Origin of the sequence: Sulfurifustis variabilis (assembly GCF_002355415.1) — a bacterium.
Taxonomy (GTDB): Bacteria; Pseudomonadota; Gammaproteobacteria; order Acidiferrobacterales; family Sulfurifustaceae; genus Sulfurifustis; species Sulfurifustis variabilis.
Window position 1 is genome coordinate 2,021,338 of sequence record NZ_AP014936.1, and the last position, 22,022, is coordinate 2,043,359.

Sequence of the window (22,022 nt, forward strand, 5' to 3'; positions counted from 1 at the left end):
TCACTCAATCGTTGTTGTCCTCGTCGCCAGGCCGCCTCAGTCGCCGGCGGCCTTCCGGCCCGGCGGCCCGCCGCGCCGCCAGAAGATCTCGGTCTCGATCGTCAGCCGGTCGCAGCAATTCAGCGCCGCCCAGCGCCGCGCCACCTCCTCCTTGATCGCCGCCAGGCGCGCCTTGACCAGCCCCGGCTCCTCCACGTCGGCGAGATAGGAGATCCGCAGGATCGCGGGCCCCTTGCGCAGCTCCTCGAGCAGCAACCCGAAGCGACTCACCCACTGCGGGCGAACTTCCGTCGTGTTCGGCTCGAACACGCCGTCCGCGATGTCGAGCCGCACGATGCGGTGGAGCCCCGCGCCGAAGTTGAACTTGGCCGCCTTGCCGCGGGTCACGCGCTGGACGAGCGGGTTCTCCGTCGTCAGGCGATAGCCCGCCGGCAGCGATCGGTCGTCGACCTTCAGGATGAAGTTGCCGCCGCGGTCCTCGTTCGGCACCGCCGCGCAGGTGATGTGGAAGCGGCCGTGCGCGTCCGTCTTCGCGACGAGCCCGCGGGCGCTCACGACGCGTACGCCGGGCAAGCCCTTCTCGCCGTCGTCCTGGTAGCCGTTCAGATTGGCGTCTTCGTAGACCTTGCCGATGATGTCGGTGCAGTCGAACGTCGGATCGGGTACGACGCGTACGGTGGCCGTCGCGACAGCCGAGGCGTTTCCCAGGGCGCTGCTGACGACTCGCGCCTGGTTGACGTACTCGCCCTCGGCCACGCCGGAACCCACGACCAGCAGCAGCCTGATGGCGTGTGTCTCGTTGTAGCCGAGCTGCAGGTTTTCCCACCTCAACTGCTGCCCGGTTCGAGAGACGACGGCGACGGCGGGCTCGACCGGCCTTCCGTCCAGACGACCGCTTCCCGCGACGTACTTGAACCCCGGTGGCACGGTATCGACGATCGCGGCGTCCGGCAGCACGCCACCCAGGGTGTTCTTGACCGTGATCGTGTAAGGCACCAGCTGGCCGCGCGTGACGTTGATCAACGGGGTCGTCTTGCTGATGGCGATCGCCTGTTCGATGTCCGGATCGACGGCGATGTGGTTGTTGTAGATCTGGCTATCTTCCGGGACCTGGCCGTTGTTCAGCGTCAGATGCAGGTAGTACGTCGTCGCTGCCGCGCCCGTCGGCACGAGGTCGGAGGCCTGCGCCTCGCAGCGGTCCGTGGTGGCGGGAACGGCGTCCGCCGGACACAACGGCACCGAATAAGGCGCGGTCGCCGCGCTGGTCGTCGGTGGAAGAATCCGCGACGGGGCGGACACGTCGTATCCCTCCGGCGCCGCCTTGACCGTCACGACATAGTCGTCGCCCGGCTGGCAGTCCGGCCGGCTGAAGTTCAGATCGAACTTGTAGTAGCCCCCGGCCGGCGTCACCTGGTTCTGCTGCGCCGGATCGTTGAAGCAATCGCTCGATACGTCCACGGGCGCCGGCAACCCGGGCAGTATCCGCTGCAGGCTGACCGTGGCGCCGGCAATCGGCTGGCGGCGCACCGAGTCGTAGACGATACCGTTGGGCCGGATCACGGTGTCGACCGTGGGATCGTCCACGGCCGGAGTCGTGGGGTCGTCGGAGGGTTTAGCGGGGAACGCGGCTCCGCTCGAGCGCGTCCCGTTCACGAAACCCTGGTTGGAGACGATCGCGCCGTCGCTCGCGTCGGCATCCACGATCACGTCGAACACCACGGTGGCGACGTTGTTCGCGGACGGATCGGCGTCCGCCCGCATTGCGCCCGGTGTCGGACTCCCCGGCGCGGAGATCAGCATGCCGGCTTGCAGCGGCGACGCGCCGCCGGCGTCCGGCGCCGACACGCCGTTCAGCGAGGTGCTGTTGGGGACGTAGGTGGTGTTGGCCGGAATCGCGTCCTGCAACACGACGTTCGTCGCGTCTTCGTTGCCGACGTTCTTGACCGTGATGGTATAGCGCAGGATGTCGCCCGGAATCAGCGTGGCCGCGTCGCCGGTCACGTCCTGCGAGGTCTTCAGCACGCGGAAGTCCGGCGCCGACACGACCGCGATCTGCGTCGGGTCTTCGTCGCCCGACACGTTCGGGTCATCGGCTCCGTTGACGTTGGGGTCGTCGCTGTCGACCGGCCCCGCCCCCACCCCGAGTAGCCGGGCCTGATTCTCGATCACCTCGCCGTTGGTGATGGACGTCACCAGCCGCGCCTCGTACACGACGAGGAGTTCGTCCGGCCCCCCGGGCGCGCCGTCGGTCCCGGCCAGGCTCAGGTTTCGGATATCGATCAGCCCGGTGCCCTTCGCGCCGCCCGTCGGATTCGTATTGCCGGAATCCGCGCCGGCCGGCACGGTCACGAGCGTCAGGGTGCCGGGCTGGAACACCGGCAGCGTATTCAATCGATCGAGCTCGTCCAGCAGCGTAAGACCGGTCGCCGGCACGTCGCTCGTGTTCCGGATCATCAGGGTGTAGCGCAGGACGTCGCCCGGCGAAGCCGTCGGGCTGCCGACGCTGGTCATGTTCTGCACCGTCTTCTGGAACACCGGCACGGCGGTCTGGACCCCGACGGTGTGCGCGTCCTGGTTGTCGAGCACGCCGATGGTTCCGTCCGTGAGAGCGCCGACATAGGCATGCGGTGTGGCGCCGCCGGCCGGGTTTGCGCCGTACCACCGGGTGGCGGCGGCCACGTTGGTCAGCGGCTGGCCGTTCGGATTGTCGGCGTCGAGCCGCGCCTGATAGTTGACGATCAGACGGTGATGCGCCGGCAAGACCGTCGATCCGAGCAGCGTCAGCGTGAGGTCGCAGCTCGGCTGCCCCAGGTAATTGGGGCTGCCGGTCGTGACGCTCACGCTGTAGTGCGTCCCGGCCGTCAGCGACATCACCAGGTTGTTGCTCGCGTCGTAGATGCCGGCGCTCTGGATCGTCGGCGCCGCGTCGCACATGCCGCCCGGCGACGGGTTGGGCAGCCGATCGACCACCGTCAGGCCCCAGGCGGGCCCCACGTGGGCGGGATCGGTGCCGGCGTCATACGTGTTGTGAACGGTCACCGTGAACGTACCCGGCACGTCCGGACGCATCTGCGCCGGGCCGGTTTTGTCGAGCGTCACCCGATCCGGACCGACGATGGTCAGGGTGCCGGTGGTGGCCCCGCTCCCGGGCTGCCGGGTCGCGGGATCGTTCGCCACCGCGTTGTACGTGTACGACGCGGTGTTGCTGAACTGCAGGCCGCTTGCGTTCGTGGGCGAGTCGCCCAGCACGACGGTGATGTCGATCACCACCTGCTCGTTGGGCGGGATATCGATGCCGATCACCGGATCTTCGATGACCAGGTTCGTCGCGGTGCCGGTGTTGACCGGCGTCCACGGCTGCGAGCCGGACACCTTGGCGACGCTGACGAAGCGCAGGTCGGCGCCCGTGGCGCTCAGGTCGTCGAGGATGCGCACGTCGTGCAGGGCGGTCGGGACCGGCGTGGCCGGCACCGTGATCCGGTACGTGAACGGCTGGCCGATCGACACTGTCGTCAAGCCGGACGGGTTCTGCTTGGCCAGCGCGCCGGGCAGGGCCGTGGTCAGCGTCGCCGACGCGGTGTTGGTCGGGCCATAGACCTCGCGTACGCCGCCGATCCCGCCAAGGCCCGGCACCGCTTCGTCGTCGAAGGAGTAGTACAGCTGCACCTGCGCCGCGTTCGTCATCGTCAGACCAGCGCCCAGGTCGGCGTCGGCCTGCACGCGGTAGACGAGACGCAGCGTGTCGCCGGCCGGAATGGTGTAGGCGTCCGCGACGCCGGTATCGAAGTTCCAGGTGGCGATTCCGGTGCCGGCGTCGTACACCGGCGCCAGGTCCGGCAGCACGGAACCGGACAGGAGCGACGTGCCGACCACCGTGACGGTAGCGGCACCGTTGCGCAGCCCCGCCGGAATGACGTCCCGCAGCACGACGTCGTAGGCCGGCGCCGTCCCGCTATTGATGATGTCGACGGTGTAGGTGACGACCTCACCCGCCTGGATGACCGCGTCTCCGCCGGCCGCGACGGCCGATTTGGTCACCGCCAGGTTCGGTTGCAGCACGGTGATCGTTTCGCCCGCCGTCCGGGTGGCGGTCCCGCTCGCCGTGGCGTACGAAAGCGTTACGTCGTTGCTCAGCGCGATGGCGTTGGCCTGCGCGAGAACCTCGTTGAGCACACGCGCGCGGTAGACGATCACGAACGCGTCGTCGGCGCCATTGCCGTTCGGCATGTTGACCACGTCGCCCAGGTTCCACGTCAAGATCGTCGGACCCGTGGCCGCGTCGCCGGAGACCGCCGGCGCGGAAAGATCCGCATGCGCGAAGGGCGGCACCGCGCCATAGGGCGCACTGGCCTCGCCGTTGACGCTCGTGATCCCTTCGAACCGCAGTCCCTGCGGCAGCGTATCCGTCACGACCACGTCGCCGTGGGTGCCTTCCTGAAGCCCGAGGCGCAGCTCGTACTCCACCAGGTCGCCGATGCGCACGTTCGCGTCGCCCGGCCCATAGGTGTCCGTCAGACGCGCCTTGGCGGCCGTGTTGTTGTCGCCGGTGGTCAGCGAGGTCGTGACGGGCGCGGTGTAGTAGTCGTTATAGGCCGGCGTCGCGGTGCCGTTGCGCTCGTGGGCGCTGGGACCGTCGATGCCGGTCCACTGCGCGACGACGCTGTTGCTCAGCGTCTGATTCGCGAGCACCGTACCCAGGACGCGCACGTCGTAGGAGACGGTGACGGCCGTCCCCTCGACGATGTCGATGTCCGCATTGCCTGGTGCCGGGCCCCAGGTCACGGTCTGGGGCGCGGTGACGCCGTCGCCGCTGGTCTGGGCCGCGGCGAGCGTGTTCCCGGCTCCGTTCACCGTCGCGTTTCCGGCGTACTCGAGCCCAAGGCTGAGCGTGTCGACGATGCTCAGGTCGAACGCGTCGGCGAAGTTGTCGCCCGCCGCCCCGCCCGATCCGGTGAACGTCAGGGTGTACCGCAGGATGTCTCCCGCCCTCGGCGGGTTACCGGGGTTCGATGCGTTGACGACCGTCTTGCCCGCCGTGACCAGCGGTTCGACGATCCTGACGGCTCCCGCCGAGGCACTGCCGCCGCCGATGGTCGTGCCTCCCGGGGTGTTGGCATAGGTGTAAAGTGCGCTGTTGTTCAACAGCACGCCGGCGTTGGTGCCCTCGTTGTTGCGTACGCGCAAGCGGAGGTCGACCATCGCCTGCTGCCCGGCCGGGATCTGGCTGATGGAGAGGTTGACCTGGCTCGGCAGCACGCTGTTGTCGACCAGCGTGAAGTTGTTGCCGCTGACCTCCGTTGCGCTCACGAACTCGAGGTTCGCGTCGAGGACGTCGCTGATGGCGACGTCGTGCATCGCCGCGTTGACCGCCGTGCCCGGTACGGTGACGCGGTAGACGATCTCCTCGCCGATCGTCGCTTCCCCGTCCGCGGGCGACACGACTGTCTTCGTCGGCGGCTCGGTGTTGGCCACGTTGTGCATGGCGAACGTGGCCGGGCCCACCGGCCCGTAGCGCTGACCCGACTGCGCCGGCAACGACCAGTATTCGATGACGGTGGCGCTGTTGTTCCAGGTCTGGTTGGCGCCGAAGTCCGTATGGAAGCCGATGTCGTAATCGATCGTGACGCATTGCCCCGGGTTGACCGGGGTATTGAGCCGGAACGTCATCGTGCCGCCGCGCGCGGCGGGCGCCGTGTAGACGTAGTCGGCTCCCGCCGACGCCGGCAGGCCGTTGATGGCGACATCGGGCTGGCCCGCGCCATTGGTCGGGCCGGCGATGCTCGTCTCGTCGAGTTGCGTGGCGAGCGTGTCGGTGATCAGGACGCTGTAGGCCGGCGCCTGACCGGAGGCGTTGCACGCCTGCAGGCGGAACGCCATCGTGTCCGTGGCGACGTTCACCGGGGCCGGGCTCGTGCGGCCGCCCCGGTCGGTCTTCGTCACCACGCCGATGATCGGCTGGCGCGCGGTGATGGTCTCGCCGTCCGCGAGCGCCGGCGAACCGACGTAGCTCAGTGCGGCGTTGTTGGTGAGTGTCGTGGACGCGACATGGGCGATGCCCGCATCGGGAACGATTCGTGCCCGATAGACGATCTCGAACGTGCCGGTCGGGTTGCCGACCGGATCGTGGACGATATCGCCGAGGCTCCACACCAGCACGCCCGTCTGGCCCGGCGTGGGCACGTCGGCGGCGGAGATCGGCGCGTACGCGAAGTTCGAGCCCGGACCGCCGGCGGGCGGCGTATAGTCGGCCGCCGCGTCGCCGTTGACGCTGACGACGTCCACGAAGGCCATCCCGGCCGGAAGGGTGTCCTGAACCTGCACGCCGCGCGTCAAGCCGCCGCGGAGATTGAGCGCGAGGCGGTACGTGACGACGTCGCCGATACGGGCGATCGCGTCCGCCGCCGTGCTGAGCGGCGCGGTGTCGTAAGTATCGGCCACGAAGGTTTTGGCGAACGTCGTGGTGTCGACGGAGCCGGTGGTCGCCGATGCCGGTCCGACGCAGTAATCGTTCGGCGCGGTCCAGCCCGGGCACCCCGCCCCCGTCCGCTCGTACACGCTCGCGCCGTCGAGCGAGGTCCAGTCGACCCAGACGCTGTTGGTGAGCGAGCCGCCCACCTCCCGAACGACGACACGGTACGTCAACACCAGCGACTGCCCGGCCGGAATATCGAGGCTGCCGTCGCCGTTGTCCCGACCCCATACGAGCGGCCCATCCGGCGCGTTCGCCGGCGCCGCCACGAAGCCGCTCACCGCGACGCCGTTGACGGTGGCGGTCGCCGTGAAGCCCGCATCGAGCGTCAGGCTCGGAGGCAGCGTATCGACCACGTTGACGTCGCGCGCCGCAGCCGTGCCGCCGTTCGGGATCGTGACGACGTACTCGAGCACGTCCCCGCCGCTCGCCGGGTCTCCGGGCAGCTTGCCCGGCGTGACGTTGCTTGCCGTCTTGCTGACCGTGAGGACGGGCTCCACCACGGTGACCGGACTCGTCGTTGCCGTGATCGACTCCGTCGCGCCCGTCTCGCCGTGGGTGTACGTCGCGACTACCGCGTTGCGCAGCGTGTCGCCGGCGTCGGTGTCCAGATCGTTGTTGACGCGCGCGTGGTAGGTGATGCGGATGCGCGGACTGATCGCGCTGACCGCGAGATCGTTCTCCGTCTGGGTCACGACGGTGCCGATGTTCCAGACGATGCTGCCCGAGGCGCCGTCGGCCGGATACGCGTTGAATGCCGCCTCCGCGGGCGGCTGGCCGTTGATGCTCGCGATACCGAGGAACTCGTACGACACGTCGAAGCCGGGCTCGCGCGTCAGCACGTAGCTGACGCTGCCGCTGTTCAGTGCGTCCGTGACCGCCAGCGCCAGAGTGGTGCCTTCCGGCAGGCCGACCTCCACCGTGAACGACTTTTGCGCGCCGATGGTGGGAACCACGCCCGGGTCGTTGTCGGCCTTCGCGATGGTCAGCGGCGGCACGGACACCGAGGCCGTCGCGACGGACTCGTAATCGTTGATCGGATCGGCCGGGTCGCTATGCGGCAGGCGGCCGATGCGCATTCCCGTAAGGCTGCCGTCGACGCCGATCTGGCCGGCGCTGTTCAGCGCCGTGGCCTGCGACGGCAGCGAGGTCCAGGCGGCCTGAAGCAGGTTCTCGAGGATCTGCCTCGGCTGGACGCTCGTGTCGACGCGCACGCGGAAGGTGAAGGTGCGAGTGGCGCCCGGGGCCAGCGGGTTCGTGGGCGCCCAGGTGAAGATCGGCCGGTTGGCGCCGAGGGTCGCGAGGTCGGCGGCGGGAGGATCGGTGCCGCTGACGCTGCCCTGGATGAACGTCATCTGCCGATCGACGAGATCGTCCAGGACGCGCAGGTTGTACGCGCCGGCCGTACCGTTGTTCGTCGCCGTCACGGTCACGATCAGCTCGTCGCCGGCATCCGCGTTGACGACCGGCGCGAAGGACTTGGTCACCGCGACGTCCGGCTCGCGGACGACCACGTCGATCTGCCCGAACTCCAGGACCACCTGCTGGCCCAGATCGTTCAGGTAGTACAGCGTGGTGTTCGTGGCGGGCATCCCGTTGCTCAGCACCGTGCCCTCGTCGTTCGCGGCGGCGTTGTCGACGCGCGCGATGAACGAGACCGGGAACACGAAGTAGCTGCTCCCGGGCGGCTTTTGCGTCAGGACGACGTCCCCGAAGTTCCACACCACCGCGTTGTCGGTGCACGAGGGCACGACCGGCGGCACCGGGCTGCCGTCGGGTCGCGTGAATCCGGCGGCGCCATAAGGAGGCTGGCTCAGGTCGACCACCGGCGCCTCGCTGCATCGCACGCCGGCCGGCAGATAATCCTGGATGAAGAAGCCGCGCAGCCTCGCGACCGGCAGGTGGGCCGTGAGGCGGTACTGGATCTCCTCGCCGATCTTCACTTCCTGCGGCGAACCCCCGAGCGGCGTCGCCGAGAGCGCCGTGATCTCCTTCGGGAAAGTCTGCAGCGGAATGATCTGCACCTGCGCCTGCGCGGTGGCGCTCGTGTAGGAACGCGCGCCGCCGATGTCGCCGGTCGGCCGCGGGTCGACGGTCTGATTGCCGCTCTCGTTCGTGCTGCCCGCCAACGTGTCGTAGCCGGCGCCGACGATGTTGGTCAGAACCTGCATCGGCGCGATGCGTTGATCCGGATCGACGCGGTAATAGAGTTGCACTTCCGAGCCCGGATTGATGCGCTGCAACGCCGTGCTGTGGGTATGCGAGAAGGTGATGACGGCAGGACTGCCGTTCAGCACGACGTTGTCGCTGATGGTCCCCTCGTTCGCGTCGCTGCCGCCGACCAGGCTGTCGCCGTCGTTGTCCAGCCCGTCGCCGGCGAACGGCACGATGTACATCAGGTCGCTGCTGTCGAGCGTATCCGTCACCACCACGTCGTAGGCCGGCGAGCTCGCGAGCCCGTTCACCGTGGCCTGGTTTCGCACGGTGATGCGGAAGATGTACGAATCGTACGTGTCGCCTTCGTCGGTCAGCGTGGTCCAGTTATTGCACGCCGTACCGGTACCATGCAGGCTTTCGTTACAGACGTGCTTCTCGACCACCAGGTGCGGCTCGGTGATCGTCAGGTCCTCGCGGCGGATCGGCTCGTTGGGGTAACCGACCGTGCTGGGGCCGAGGCTGTAGGCGTAGTCGCCCGTGTCGTCGGCGAAGATCGCGTCGAAAGTCGAGACCAGCACGTTGTGGCTGTTGGCCGTATGCTGGTTCGGGTTGGCGCGCGCGTTGATCGGATTGTTCAGCACCCGGGCCGTCACGCCCGCCTCGAACCATTCTTCGAGCTGCGTGATGCACTGGTGCGACGGATTGACCGCATCGCGGCACGATCCGGTTTCCTGATTGAACGCCCAGTTGAACGGCGCCCCCGGCGCGATCAGCCCGTTGGGCTGAGGGGGCACGGGCACTCCCATCAGCGAGATGCCCGCGATCTGCCCGGAGCTCGTGAGATACGGATTGGTCGAAGAGACGTAGCCCTGCCCGGCGGGCAGGCTGTCGGTGACCAGGACGTTTCGCACCGCGATATAGACGAACCCCGGTGTCTCGAAACCGAACCAGCCGCCCGTCTGCACGCGATAGCTGCACTCCTCGCCGATCTCGACCCGCTGTGCCGGTTTCGTATAGGGACCCGGATCGAAGAGCGGCGGCTCGTTCTCGTTACACCCCAGGTTCGTCTTGACGAGGTTGAAACCGATGACCCGCTGCCGCACGCCGTCCAGGCTGTAGTTGTTCGCGCGATCGAGCTGCCCGTCCGGTCGGACGATGGGCGTCGGGAACCACAGCGGCGTGCCGTCGTGCAGGACGATCTCGCCCACCACATCGGCGCGGAACGTGAGGTCGTCGAGCTGGATGCGGGCCGGATCGCTGGTCTTGATCACGGCAAAATCGAAGTTCCGGGTCGCGCCCGGCGGAATGCTGGCCGGCGAGGTGCACTGATACACCGTCGCGGTGCCCGGTATGGGCTCCGGGTCGACCCAGACCTTCCAGGGATTGGGCTGCGGCGGTGTGCCGCTGAGCGCGACGACGCTGCAGCCGGACGGCGCCGAAACCACTTCCATGGTCGCGCCGAAACTGACGAAAAGGCGGTAGTTCGTCACGTCGTGGCCGCCGTTGTTGGTGACGCGCACCCGCAGGGGCAACTGCTGGTTCGGGTCGTTCGTCAGGATGAACACCGCGCCCGGATTGTTGCTGCTGTCCGTGATCGCGACGTCCAGGTCCTCGGGGAAGGCGGCGATGTTGGCGTTGTTGTACGAGAATCGGAAGCGGCCCGGCCCGTCGTTGCCCTGACCGGCACAGAAGGTCCTGTATTCCGCCGTGAGCTGATTGCTCAGCGACGCCGTGTACGCGGGGTCGGTGCCGTCGCCCGTCACTTCGGGTGTGACGTCGAGGTTCGCGACCAGGTCGTAAGGCTCGACGCTGGCACGGTCCTGGCTGATCAGGACGATGGGAAAGGTCACGGTGACCACGTCGCCGTGGCGCAGGAGGTGCTCGTACGTGACGCCGCCATCCGTGTAGGACGTGCTGCTCCACAGACGCAAGCGCGGCGCCGTATTCTGCAACGGATCCTGCGAGGGTGAGGCCAGTGATCCCTGCGGGTTCAGCCAGGTGACGCGATCGACCATCCCGGCGTAGGCGTTGTAGAACGGATCGATCGAGCTCTCGCCCGCGACCGGCGTCCCGCGCACCGGGAGGTTCTTCGTCAGGCCGGTGTCGGACGTCCAGTAGGTCGGATCGACGACGTATTGCGGCGGCAGCACGTCATCCAGGACGATGTCCTTGATCGTTCCCCCGGTGTTGTTGGTTATGGTCAACGTCACGAGCCCGCGGGCACCGACGGGCCGATTGGAGACGGTCGTCGTACCGACCGTATTGACGCCCGTGAAGCTCCGCTGGATGGTCAGCTGGTTGAGGACGTCCCCGTGATACGTGTGCAGCACCGCGGTGTCGCCGCTTGCGGCGATGCCGCCGACGCTCGGTCCGTCCGCCTCGCACCCGAACTGGACGTCGGAAACGGTGTTGGTCCTGCCGCCATTGATGCACGAGCCGTTGGCGGTGATCTTGCCGACGAGATAGATAAAGGCGCTGCCCCCCGCGTCGACGTCGATGTCGCGCCCATTCAGGTTGCGCGTGAAGCCGTTCGTGGCGCCGCCATTGAGGTAGTTCGTCGTCCCGCCGGCACCGAACGGATCGGCCACTTCGAAGTCGTCGACGGTGTTGCTGGCGGCGACGCATCCGGCCGGAATCGGCCCGCCGCCGTTGTTGCCGGCGATGGTCGCGGCGGCCGCCTCGCTCGCGCAGGCGTAATTGATCACGAGGTTGTCGGCCGCCATCAGGTCGTCGAGCCTCACGTCCTGCATGTCGGCCAGGCCGTTGTTCTGGATCTCGATGCGCCAGATGACGTCGTCGTTGTTGTGGCCGTAGACCGGATCGGCGTATTCGCCGGCCGTCTGCCCGGCGTCGGCGTTGCGGCCGAGCTTGACGACGTTGGGGTTCGGCGCCCGGAACGGCAGATTGGTGTTCTGCGTCTCCACGCCGCAGGCGTCGCCGTCGGTGGAGGTGTACGTGACGGCGGCGGAGACGGCCTTGCTCGCCGTCCACAGCCCCTCTTCCGTTACGCCGTTCTCGCGCCGCACCTGGAAGGTGATCTCGACCCATCGGGCGTTGCCGCCGCCGCTCTGTCCGCTTTCGAGCTGGAAACTGCCGAGATCCCAGCTATACGTTGTCCCTGTCTGGGTCGGGTCGAAACCCGCGGGCGCCGGATCCCCGCCGCCGTTTTGCGCGGTGATGACGGTGGTTCCGGGAATAGGAACCAGCCCCGAGCTTCCGAAGTTCTCGCTGATGACCAGATGGGTGATGTCATGCGCGGAGCTTCCGCCGGAGTACGTGACGCGAAGGGCCACCTGGCCGGTGCCGCAGAGCTCGCAGTAGCTCTGCGGCCGGTGAGTGATCGTCACGGCATTGGTGGCCGGACAGTGATCCGCCATCGCCTCGCCGAACGGCGACATCGCCAGCAGAACCGGCAGCAGCCAGGCAGCGCGCCTCGCGAGGGCAGACAAGGATTCGGAATTCAATCCGGCCGCCGCTCGGAACGCTTGTTCGTTACGATCCGGCCTTTGCCGATCGACGACGCCGCCGAATACACGCGCGCGTCGAATGCCGCGCCACGCGTCGCGTCGCCGAGCGCCGGAGGGGAGGACGCTGCGCAAGCGATCGGCAACGAGAGACCGTCGGCAGTCAACAACGCGTTGACTGCACGAATGGCCCGCTTGACAAAGCCGCCCATCAAGCTCTCTGCCTCTTACGCATCGTTGCTACTGCAGTTCCTCAATAAGCTCTAGCCGTCGCGAAAAACCTTTGCCATGCCGGCCGTCTGCCTGCTTGTCGCACACGGCAACGTCGTATTCGTGACGCGCGCACGAACGCGCCGCCGGGTGCAGACCCGGTAGCCGTACCGAGACGATTCGCTGGTTTCCGCCGGCGGGAGGCTGTCTACGTCACGCCCGCGACATCGCCGAAGTGCGAAGGTGGAGGAACGCGTTGCGACCGATCCCGAAACGGGCCGCTGTCGCGATCCGCACAGCGACCGGGCGCGCGCGCGGCCGAAGACGGGAAGCGTCGGTGTGCGGCCGCTCGCTCAGCGTCACATTCTCCCGGCGCACGGATCTCGACGTGGCCAGTCGAATGTCTCCCGCGATGTCGTTCATGTCGTCCCTCTTTCAGGTCGCCGGCAGGAAATCGATGGGATACAGAATCGTGATCCGCGGCACGCCTTCTTTCGGGCCGAAGTTGAACCGCTTGACGCGCGCGACCACTTCGGCCTTGAGCACCGCCGACGCGAGATCGGTCGACTCGATCGAGCAGGCGGACACCTCTCCGCCCGGCTCGATCGTGATGCGCAGCACCATCTTGCCCCTGAGCGTCGGGTCGTTGCGCAGCTCGCGGTTGTAGATACGGTAGAGCGTCGCCTTGTAGCGATCGAAGACGATCTGGATCTCCTCGTCGGTACGCGACGGACCGACGCCGTCGCTGAGCGGCCGATCGGCCTCCTGCAGGCCGCCGACCGAGCTCTCGACCCGCGTGAACTGCACGCCGCCCACCTTGCGGCCGGTGCCGCCGACGTTCCGGCTCAACGACGCCGTGTTGATGCCACCGCTTCCCTCCCGGGCCTGCGCGACGACCAGCGAGCGCTGCGTCTGGCCGGTCGCCTGCTCTCCGCTCGTGCTGATGCGCGCGTCCGCCCCGAGCTTCGACGCGGTGGCGTCGTCGATCAGCTCCGTCAACGTGTTCTTGAACGCCAGGATCCCGGTCTGCTCCGCCCTGGCGCGCGCCTTTTGCGTGTCGGGCTTCGGCTCGGTCTTCTCGTCCTTCTTCTCCTCGGGCTTCTTCGGCTCGAGCGGCCTGGGCTCGGGCGGCTTCGGCTTTTCCCGTTGAACCAGCTTCACCAGGCGCTCCGGAATCTCGGTGACGTCGGCTTCCTCCGGAGGCGGCAATACCCAAATCGTCATGACCATTCCGAAGAGGAGCGCCACCAGGAGGGCGACGAGCAACGACTTGCGGAACCGCCGGCGGTCGTCGGGCTCCTCCGCCCAGGGCATGACGGGCGGGGTGTACGGCGGCACGACGAGCTCGCGATGAACGACGAACTCGTACTTGATGTTCTCTTCGCGTTCCTGCAGCTCGAAAAGCTCGTCGCTCAGCTGGTCGAACCGCAGCAGCTGCCGGTCGATCTCGTCCTGGAGCGGCTTTCGACGCTGCTCGATCGCCGTCAGCTTCTCCGCGAACACGCCCGCTCGCTCGCGGACCTTCGCAAGGCGATCCGACGTCTCCCGCGTACCCGCCTGCTCGCCCCAGAACAGGTCGGCGGCGCCGAGTTCGTCGAGCTTGTCGAGCCCGCGGCAGATCTCCCCGAGCAGCTCGTACCGCTCACGCTCGCCCGCGAGCGCCTCGAGCTCGCCGTCGACGCGGCGGAGCTTCTCCTTCAGGCCGTTGATGGTGTCGCGGACCTCCGCGATCTGCGCGTTCAGGTCCTGCTGCTCTTGCGAAACGGCGACGGACACGGTCAGCCCTGGTGTGCCTTCTGGTTAACGGCGAGCGAGATCCGCGTGTATCCCGTGCTGGTGCAGGTGGACATCAGCCGCTTGAGGACCTTGAACGGAATGGTCCGATCCGCGAGGATCGTCACCTCGTTGCTCTTGGCGACGGTGGCGGTGTTGATGCCGATGATGTTGTCGCGCAGCGCCGTGAGCCGGTCGCCGATCGGCGCGATGTTCTCGCTCTTCGCCGCCAGCACGTCGGCGATCGATACCACCGGCTCGCCCTGCACCAGAACGGCGTCGGCGCTGACGAAGATCGTCACGGTCTGGCGCGGCTTGGCCTCCACGACCGAGTCGGGCAGCTTGATTTCCTTGGGCGGCTCGACCACCTCGACGGTCGACTGGTTCACGAGCAGGAAGAACACGAGGATCGTGAAGACGTCCATGAGCGACGTCAGATTGAGCCCGACCTTCTGGCGCTTCGTCGCGCGCGCCATGCGCTTCAGGCGACGCGTGCTCTTCACGGCGCGTCGCCCACCGAGATCGCGGGGAACAGCTCCATCTTCTGCACTTCCTCCTGCCCGTCCTGCTTCAGCTCCACGATCCGCACCGCGTCCATCACGTGGACCATGTCTTCGTAGGCGATGTCCTGCTCCACGAGCAGCGTGGCGTCATCCTTCTCCGGGTACGTCGCCTTCAGCCGCTGCAGGTAATCGGAAAGCTTCCTGAGGTCGTGCTTTTCGCCGTTCTTCGGAATCGACGCGACGATGCTTCGCCCGTCCCCGATCTGCAGCACGTTCTTCCGCAGGATCACCTCGATGGATAGCTGCGGCTTGCTCGACGACGGCCCGCCGGCCGCGGTGGGCAGGTTGAGCTCCATGATGGTGATGCGGGAGAACACGGCGGTGATGAGGAGGAACGGGATCAGCACCACCATGAGGTTGAGAAAAGTGGTGACGTCGAGCTCCGGCGTCTCCTTGTGCCGCTTGTAGTGGTGCCGGCGCAGCATCTCAGGCGGCCTTGTTGACCTGGTAATTGCGCTGGGTCGTCGAGGAGATGATGTTCAGTGTCTTTACCGAGGCCATCTCGAGGCTGTCGATGATCTCCTGCGCGCGCGAGTTCAGGTACGCGTGGGCAAGGAGGAGCGGCACGGCGACGATGAGCCCGAACGCCGTCGTGTTCATGGCGACGGAGATGCTGGCCGACAGCAGGTCCGCCTTCTCGGCGGGATTGGCGTTGGCGACCGCATTGAACGCCTGGATCAGGCCGATGATGGTGCCGAGCAGACCGAGCAGCGTCGCGATATTCGCGAACAGCGCGATATACGAGGTCCGCTTCTCGAGCTGCGGGATGATCTCCATCATCCCCTCCTCCATGGCAATCTCGATGTCGTCCCGACGCCGGACCGCGCCCTGCCGCGCGAGCCCGAGGCTCAGGAGCTGGCTCACGGTCGACGTGTCTCCCGACGTCATCTCGCGGGCCTTGTCGAAGTCCCCCTCGACGAGCACCGGGTGGAGCTCCTTCCACATCGCCTCGTTCGACTTGCGCACGAGCAGCAGCTTGGCGAAGCGCTCGATTGCGATCGCGAAGCCGACGGCGCCGACGAGCAGGATCGGATACATGAACGCCCCGCCATCCTGAATGAAGCTCACGATTGTGTTGAACAGTTCCATCATTCAGCCCTCGAGAAGAAAAGCCATGTACGTTGTAAGGATCAGCGGCCGGCACTGATTTCGTAGAACTCCAGCTGACGCATGAACACTTCCTTGTCGACCGGGGACATCGCGTCGTTCAGGAGGCCCGAGCGGAGGTCGGTCTCGAGACCGATCTCCGAGCTCTTCCACGGAACGATGTAGAGCGCCTTCGGCGTCTCGTTGTTGCCGAGCACCGACATGCCCGAAAGCTCCTTCGCCTCGTTGCTCGCGCTCCTGCCGCCCTCCGCGCTCGCCGCGACGTTCACTGCGCACAACAACATCGCGAGGACGATTCTTGGATTCATGGTGGGCACCTCAGCGCTTCTGTTGGTCGAGTCGTTTTTCCACATCGGCGATCCAGATCGGCACGTTCTTGTCGTCCGGCGCTCCCGCGCTGTACGTCCGGTAATGCGAGAGAGCGCAGTCGAGATCGCCCAGATAGATGTCGCACAGGATCCCCAGGTTCTTTCTGGCCGGCAGGAAACCGGGATGGCGCGTCAGGGCCTGCTCATAGGCCTTCCGCGCCTCGGCGAACTTGCCGGTCTTGCGGCAGATCAGGCCGTACTCGACGTTGGCCACGGGATGGACCGGGTCGAGCCTCAGCGCCTTCTTGATGCTCTCCTCCGCCGCCGGGAGCTTCCCCATGCGTCGATACGCGATCGCGAGATTGATGTACGGGGCGGTATGCCCCGGGGCACGCTGGGTCACGCTGCTCAGGAGTTCGACGCCCTTCTCGTACTCACCCGCCCTCAAATGTCTCATCGCGGCCTCGAAATCGCTGCGCACATCGGCGTCTACATCTACTTTTTCATGGCCGGTGAACGCGCTTTTGTCACTTTCCGCCCGACCAGCCTGATTCGGGGACGGACCGACGGCGCAACCGGCGAGCATCAGCACGGCCATGGCCGCGAGAAGACCAAAGGGGGAATGTGGCGCAGTGAAATGCGTCATGCGGGTGAAACGTCCCTATCCATCACTCGGTTCGGTCCGGACCGCTGAGACCCGGGAAGGTTGTGTGCGGCCACGGCCGTAAAGCACCTCATCCGATGGACGGCTCGCCGAGACGCTCCGAAAGTGCGCGTCGAGCCGGCTAGTTAAGGAGATAGTTGCGATTCCGGAGCCCGTCAACGCGGCGCGCCCCGTTTCCGCCGGCCGTCCGACGGCGACGAACCGTCTGGCCATCGCGTCTCGTTGAACTACACTTCCCGCCCTCTTCGCTTTTCCGGTTCGGCGACGGCGCAGCGTGCCGGGGCCGCGATGTCACGGCGCGGGGACCGTATCCGGGGTGGTCGGCTGCGGGGACGCCTGTTCGGTCTGCTCGGCCTGCACGAGCTTTTCGGCCGGGGTGGCCGGTGCCGGGGCGGCAGGCGCGGTGGTCGCCTCGTATCGGTACGGACCCATGGTATCGACAAAGTCGAGATCGTCTTCGGCCTTCGCGTAGCGGGCGGGCATCAGCTTCGCCAGCTTCTCGAGACTCTTGTCGATCCACGCGTTGTAGACCCCGACGCCGAGCAGCTCGAGATTCTTCTGGTGCACGGCAATGGCCTTCTCCTCGAAGGGATAGGCCTGCTCCTCGAGCGCCAGCTCGTACTGCTCGCGCTCGAGCGCATCGAGGTTGTCCGGCCTTTCCGACTCCATGAGTGCCCGGCCGAAGTGGTGGTAGATCTCCGCCATGTAGTAGGCGGCCGCCGCGGTCACTTCGCCCGCCTGGTAGTCGACCAGCTTGCCGAAAGCGTCGGTCGCCTCCTTCATCGCCGCCTTCTTTCGGACCAGGTTCTTCTCGAACGGCTTCACCAGCTTGATCGCCGTGAAGCGCTCGTACAGCGGTTCGGTCAGCGCCAGTGCCGAGACGGCGGCCAGGTACCGCGTGCGGTCCGTGCGCGCGCTGCCGGCCCGCGCGTCGGCGTCGACGATCTGCTTCAGCTCGGCGACGTAGCCCTTCGTGTCGTTCGCCGATTTGAGAAGGCCCGCGATCTTGTAACGCATCTCGAGCGCCATCTCCACGGGCCGCGGAAAGTGCTCCACGTAGCGGCGGTAGACCCGCAGCGCCTGCCCGGCCTGTCCCGCCTGCTCGTAAAGCTCGGCCGCGAGCGACAGCGCGCCGCGGCGCAGCTCCTCTTCCTTCGTCTCCGTCTCGATACGCTCGTACTCGGCGGCCGCCAGCGCCGGCTGGCCGGCCTCCTTGTGGGCGAACGCGATCTTCTTCGTGACCTCCGGCTGCAGTGTGTGCCCCGGGTAGTTCTTGCGGAACGCCTGCAGCACCTCGATCGCGCGGTCCCATGTCTTGAGATGCAGGAGCGCGGTCGCGCCGTCGTACTCGGCCGCCGGCCGAATCTTCGAGGTCGGCGCGATGTGACCGATCCGCAGGAAATGTCCGGCCGCCGTCTTGTGATCCTCCTGCTTGCTCGCGAGCTCGCCTTGCTTGTAGATCGAGGCGGCGAGGTTGTCGATCACCGCTTCGCGCGCCTTGTCGTTTTCGGCCGTCAGCCGCAGGACCGTCAGATAGCCGTCTTCCGCGTCCTTGAACCGCTGGAGCTCGAGGGAGGAATGGGCCACGACCAGCCAGGCCGCGCGCCGGACGTCCTGCTCCGAGTCCGGGAAGCGGCCGATCAGCTTTTGCGCCGTCGCCAGCGCGCGCTCGTAGTGCTTCGTCTCGTAGAGATCGTCCGCCGCCGCGCCGAGCACCACCGCGGCCTTCTCGTGCTTCGGGAAGGTGTCCGCGAACCGGAGCGAGCTGCGGATGATCTCCTCCCGGACGATCTCGCTTCCGGCCGCTGCGCGCCCCTTGAGCGCCTCGCGATGCGCGTAGACGGCCGCGTACCCGGCCGCCGCCGCCTTCTCGTGGCCCGGATAGTCGTAGGCCGTCTTCTCGTACTCGCGCGCGGCGTCCCCGAACGCCTTGTGCTCGAGCAGCAGGTCGGCCAGCTGGTAGTTCATCCCCGGGGCGTCGGCGTCCTGCGGGAAGGACGCGAGCGACTCCCGGTACCAGGTCAGCGCTTCCTGGAAGTTCGTGCCCTTGTCCCTGTCCAGCCGCTTGTCCTGGTAGAGCGCGTGGTAGTGGTTCGCCAGGTCGTACAGGTTCTTCTTCAGGTAACCCACCACCTCCGGGTGCGCCTTGGGATCGTAGTGCTTCCAGTACGGGGCGTTGAGCCCGTACGTGCGCGCGAAGTCCTTCGTGGAGTCGATGACGAGCTTGGGGAAGCCGCCCTTCCGATAGATATCGATCACCTGCATGTCGAAGTGCGGCGACATTCTGTGAAGCGGGTTGCGCTGCACGAACGCCTTGTACGTCACGGCCGCGTCGTTGTAGCGGCGCTTGTCCAGGTAGAACTCGCCGAGATTGCGGTAGATGTCGACCTCGTAGGGCCGCTTGCCGGTCCTGCCGAAGAACTCGGTGACCGCGGTCGGTCCACCGGAGTTGGAGAAGCTCAGGCTGATCACCCGGAAGGTGTCGTCGACGCGCTTCTTCTCGAGCTCGTCGTGCGACTTCTCGAAGTCGTAGCCGGTCGCGATCTTGTAATCCAGCAGGGCGACGAACTGGTCGAGCGCCTCCTCATAGAGCTCCTGCTTGTAGAACGTCCACCCGAGCTTGTAGAGCGCGAGCTCGTAGAAGGGCGATCGGGCGCCGATGTCCACGATCGCCTTGTAGGCGTCCTCTGCGTCCAGGATCTTCTTGCGCGTGAAGAAGTACTCGCCTCGCCGGAACTGGACCTCGTCGACGTAACGGGATCGCGGGTGCTCCTTCACGAGGCGGTTCATGACCGCCATGGCCTCGTCGAGCTCGCCCAGCTCCTCGTACGCGCGCGACATGTGGTACAGCACCTGGTCCTTGCGGTCGTACAGCGGGTACTTCGCCAGGAGCTGCTTGTAGAGCGCGATCGCGTCCCGGGCGCCCGCTCTCTCGAGATCGGCCGCGGCCGGCAGAGGCGCGTCGCCCGTCTGCGCAACGCTCTCGATCGCCTGGCTCTCGGTCGCCCGCTTCTCGAAGTCACGCTCCGATTCGGCCGCCACGGGGCGCGACCCCCGCGCTGGCGCGGCCGGCACGGCCGTCGCCTGCCTGCGCGCGGCCTCGTAGGGCGCCGGCCTGTCGATCGTCGCCCCGGTCGGGCGCTCCGCCCTGGCGCGCTCGGACGAGGCGCCGATGATGCCGTACTCCTTCTCGATCTTGAGATCCGCGAGCCGACGGATCGCTTCCGGGGCCATCGGCGACTCGGGCGTCGCCGCCAGGAACTGCTCGTAGCCCTCGATCGCCTTCTCGATCCCGCCCTCGATCCGCTCTTCCTTGATCTCGATGGTGACGTTCTTCAGGTCCGCGAGCGTGGCCTGGTCGCCCGTCGAGGCGCACGAGATCGCCAGGGCGGAAAGCGCGAGCACGGCGATGCGGGGCGCCGGGCCCATCAGTCCACCCGCTCCTCGCTCTGGGTCGCGCGGTCGTAGCTGTCCGCCATCGCGAACCGCGCTCTCACCTGGTATTCCTCGAGCCGACGCGACCGCCTCTCCAGCTCGTTGACGGCCATCGTCTCGAGCATGCGCCCCTGCCGGGTCATGAGCGTCGCGACCTGCTCCCGCGCCTCGCGCACGCGCACGCGCAGCTGCCGGGTGAGCTCGTATCCCTCGTAGCTCTGGGTCGCCGCCTGGCGGGTGCGCACGAACGAGTCGTATTGCTGCTTCAGGACGTCGACCACCGCGTCGAGCTCCCGCAGGTGCTTGTACGCCTCGGTCAGGCGCCGGTCGTACTCGGTCCGGATGCGCCAATGCAGCAGGCCCCTCAACCGCCCGACGCGCTCCAGCAGAGCGTCCCGCCCCGGGCCCCGGGACTTCTGCGCCGCCCGCTCGATCTGCGCGAGCCTCTGGCGCACGAGACGCTCGTTTGCCGTCGCCAGGAAATCGGGCCGCGGCGCGACCAGCATGGCGTCGATGCGCTTGGCCACGCGTTCCCGTTGCTCCAGGCGCAGGCGCATCCGGGAGTCGAGCACCCGGAACGTGCGGTCGACGTCGGGGAGCAGGGGCTGGTAGTAGGCGCGTCGGATCGCGATCAGCTCCTCGTAGGCGTCGAGACTCTCGTCCCAGGCGATCAGCTTCTTCCGCAGTTCCTCCAGGTCGAGGTAGTTCCGAAGCGAGGTCTGGAAGTCGTGCGACGCCATGAGATCCGTCAGGTAGTACGTCTCGGGGCTGTCGGGCAGGCTGCGCAGGTTGACGACCCAATTGCGGTCCTGCTTGATCTCCTCCCGGGCGAGCGCCACAAGGAACTTCCCGTCGCGGATGCTGGCGATGGAGGCGGACAGCCGCTCGAGCTCCTTCCCGAACGCCTCCAGCGCGCCTCCGTAGAGCAGCGCGGCCTTCCCGTGAACGTTGAGCTTGCCGTAGGCGAAGGGGACTGCGAGCAGCCCTTCCTGCACGGCCTCGTCCGTGACGTCGCGCTTGATCAGTATCGTCCAGGGGACGAGCGCCCGATCGAAGCGACCGAGCGTGGCGTCCGCCCAGCCGGCCGCGAGCAGCGCCCGGTTGGAATAGGGGCCGACCAGGCGCACACGCTCGAGGTAAGGCCGCGCCTGCTCCGGATGCTTGTTCTCGAGCAGGGTGCTGCCGAGCACGAGGTTCGACTTGTCCCGGATGGCGAGCGTCGCCGGCTCGCTGCCGCCGAGCTGACCGGCCCTGTCGAGCTGCCGGCCGCCCTCCTCCGGGTGCCCGCCGCGCCAGAGCGCGATGCCGAGGTTGTAGGCCGCGAACCCTTCAAAGCCCTTCGCCCCCTGCAGGCCGCTCAGGATCTTCACGGCGTCGTCGAAGCGCCCGGTGGCCATGAGGACCTGCCCGCGCAGGAACGCGACGTCGTCGCGGATCCGCTCCGGGACCTTGCCCTGAATGCGGTCGAGCGCATGGAGCGCATTGACCGGATCGTTCTTCTGGAAGTGGAGGCGCGCCAGACGGTAAGCCGCCTCGTTGCGGACCGACTGCTCCACATCGCCTTCGAGGACGGCCTTGATCGCCCGTCCCGCCCGGTGATGCATGCGGTAGTAAAGCTCGAAGTCGCCGACGGCGAACTCCGCTTCGCCGATGTGCCGATGGAGGGAGTCGAGCTCGGGCTCGTCCAGCCCGTAGTGCTGGCCCAGCTCGGTATCGAGTCGGGCGATGGCGTCGAAGTACTCGCCCTGATAGGCGTGGTAGAGCGCCTCCCCGAAATAAAGATCCCGCAGCGGGCCCCGGGCGGGCGCGTTGGCGGCGAGAGCGGACGAGAGGATCGAGAGCCCCGCAACCCAGAGTAAGGCGCGACGCATG

At 67.2% G+C, this 22,022-nt stretch carries 11 protein-coding genes; all 11 read right to left on the reverse strand.

What is annotated here, in order from left to right:
* Window positions 1-36: 36 nt before the first annotated feature.
* The 11 genes from SVA_RS09700 to SVA_RS09750 all read right to left on the reverse strand — a co-directional run bounded on the left by SVA_RS09700 (window position 37) and on the right by SVA_RS09750 (window position 22,021).
* Entirely contained in the window at window positions 37-12,075 is a 12,039-nt protein-coding gene (locus SVA_RS09700; protein WP_148665435.1) for a DUF11 domain-containing protein, read from the reverse strand.
* 11 nt (window positions 12,076-12,086) lie between these two features.
* Window positions 12,087-12,302: a hypothetical protein gene (locus tag SVA_RS09705; protein WP_096461035.1), complete on the reverse strand. Its 216-nt coding sequence runs from the start codon at window positions 12,300-12,302 to the stop codon at window positions 12,087-12,089.
* 211 nt (window positions 12,303-12,513) lie between these two features.
* Complete coding sequence (locus tag SVA_RS09710; RefSeq protein WP_096461036.1) at window positions 12,514-12,723, reverse strand: hypothetical protein; 210 nt, start codon at window positions 12,721-12,723, stop codon at window positions 12,514-12,516.
* Between the two features lie 12 nt (window positions 12,724-12,735).
* Window positions 12,736-14,076: an AgmX/PglI C-terminal domain-containing protein gene (locus SVA_RS09715; protein ID WP_096461037.1), complete on the reverse strand. Its 1,341-nt coding sequence runs from the start codon at window positions 14,074-14,076 to the stop codon at window positions 12,736-12,738.
* Between the two features lie 2 nt (window positions 14,077-14,078).
* Entirely contained in the window at window positions 14,079-14,576 is a 498-nt protein-coding gene (locus SVA_RS09720) for an ExbD/TolR family protein (RefSeq protein WP_197703150.1), read from the reverse strand.
* Complete coding sequence (locus tag SVA_RS09725; RefSeq protein WP_197703151.1) at window positions 14,573-15,061, reverse strand: ExbD/TolR family protein; 489 nt, start codon at window positions 15,059-15,061, stop codon at window positions 14,573-14,575. Before SVA_RS09725 ends, SVA_RS09720 begins: the two co-directional genes overlap by 4 nt.
* 1 nt (window position 15,062) lies before the next feature.
* Window positions 15,063-15,725, reverse strand: a complete 663-nt coding sequence (locus SVA_RS09730) for a MotA/TolQ/ExbB proton channel family protein (RefSeq protein ID WP_096462904.1) — start codon at window positions 15,723-15,725, stop codon at window positions 15,063-15,065.
* Window positions 15,726-15,766: 41 nt separating this feature from the next.
* The gene (locus tag SVA_RS09735) at window positions 15,767-16,051 is read right to left on the reverse strand and encodes a hypothetical protein (protein ID WP_096462905.1); all 285 of its coding nucleotides are present in this window, start codon (window positions 16,049-16,051) and stop codon (window positions 15,767-15,769) included.
* Window positions 16,052-16,061: 10 nt separating this feature from the next.
* Window positions 16,062-16,697 (reverse strand): tetratricopeptide repeat protein, encoded by a 636-nt coding sequence (locus SVA_RS09740; protein WP_096461038.1) that lies wholly within the window; start codon window positions 16,695-16,697, stop codon window positions 16,062-16,064.
* A 309-nt stretch (window positions 16,698-17,006) separates the two neighbouring features.
* Complete coding sequence (locus SVA_RS09745; RefSeq protein ID WP_096461039.1) at window positions 17,007-20,144, reverse strand: tetratricopeptide repeat protein; 3,138 nt, start codon at window positions 20,142-20,144, stop codon at window positions 17,007-17,009.
* The gene (locus tag SVA_RS09750; RefSeq protein ID WP_096461040.1) at window positions 20,144-22,021 is read right to left on the reverse strand and encodes a tetratricopeptide repeat protein; all 1,878 of its coding nucleotides are present in this window, start codon (window positions 22,019-22,021) and stop codon (window positions 20,144-20,146) included. Before SVA_RS09750 ends, SVA_RS09745 begins: the two co-directional genes overlap by 1 nt.
* Window position 22,022 lies beyond the last annotated feature (1 nt).

Excerpts from the sequence above, each read along its gene's own strand:
- SVA_RS09705 (WP_096461035.1), bottom strand. The coding sequence starts at position 12,302 with ATGGGCGGCTTTGTCAAGCGGGCCATTCGTGCAGTCAACGCGTTGTTG.
- SVA_RS09710 (WP_096461036.1), bottom strand. The coding sequence starts at position 12,723 with ATGAACGACATCGCGGGAGACATTCGACTGGCCACGTCGAGATCCGTG.
- SVA_RS09725 (WP_197703151.1), bottom strand. The coding sequence starts at position 15,061 with ATGCTGCGCCGGCACCACTACAAGCGGCACAAGGAGACGCCGGAGCTC.
- SVA_RS09730 (WP_096462904.1), bottom strand. The coding sequence starts at position 15,725 with ATGGAACTGTTCAACACAATCGTGAGCTTCATTCAGGATGGCGGGGCG.
- SVA_RS09735 (WP_096462905.1), bottom strand. The coding sequence starts at position 16,051 with ATGAATCCAAGAATCGTCCTCGCGATGTTGTTGTGCGCAGTGAACGTC.
- SVA_RS09740 (WP_096461038.1), bottom strand. The coding sequence starts at position 16,697 with ATGACGCATTTCACTGCGCCACATTCCCCCTTTGGTCTTCTCGCGGCC.
- SVA_RS09745 (WP_096461039.1), bottom strand. The coding sequence starts at position 20,144 with ATGGGCCCGGCGCCCCGCATCGCCGTGCTCGCGCTTTCCGCCCTGGCG.
- SVA_RS09750 (WP_096461040.1), bottom strand. The coding sequence starts at position 22,021 with ATGCGTCGCGCCTTACTCTGGGTTGCGGGGCTCTCGATCCTCTCGTCC.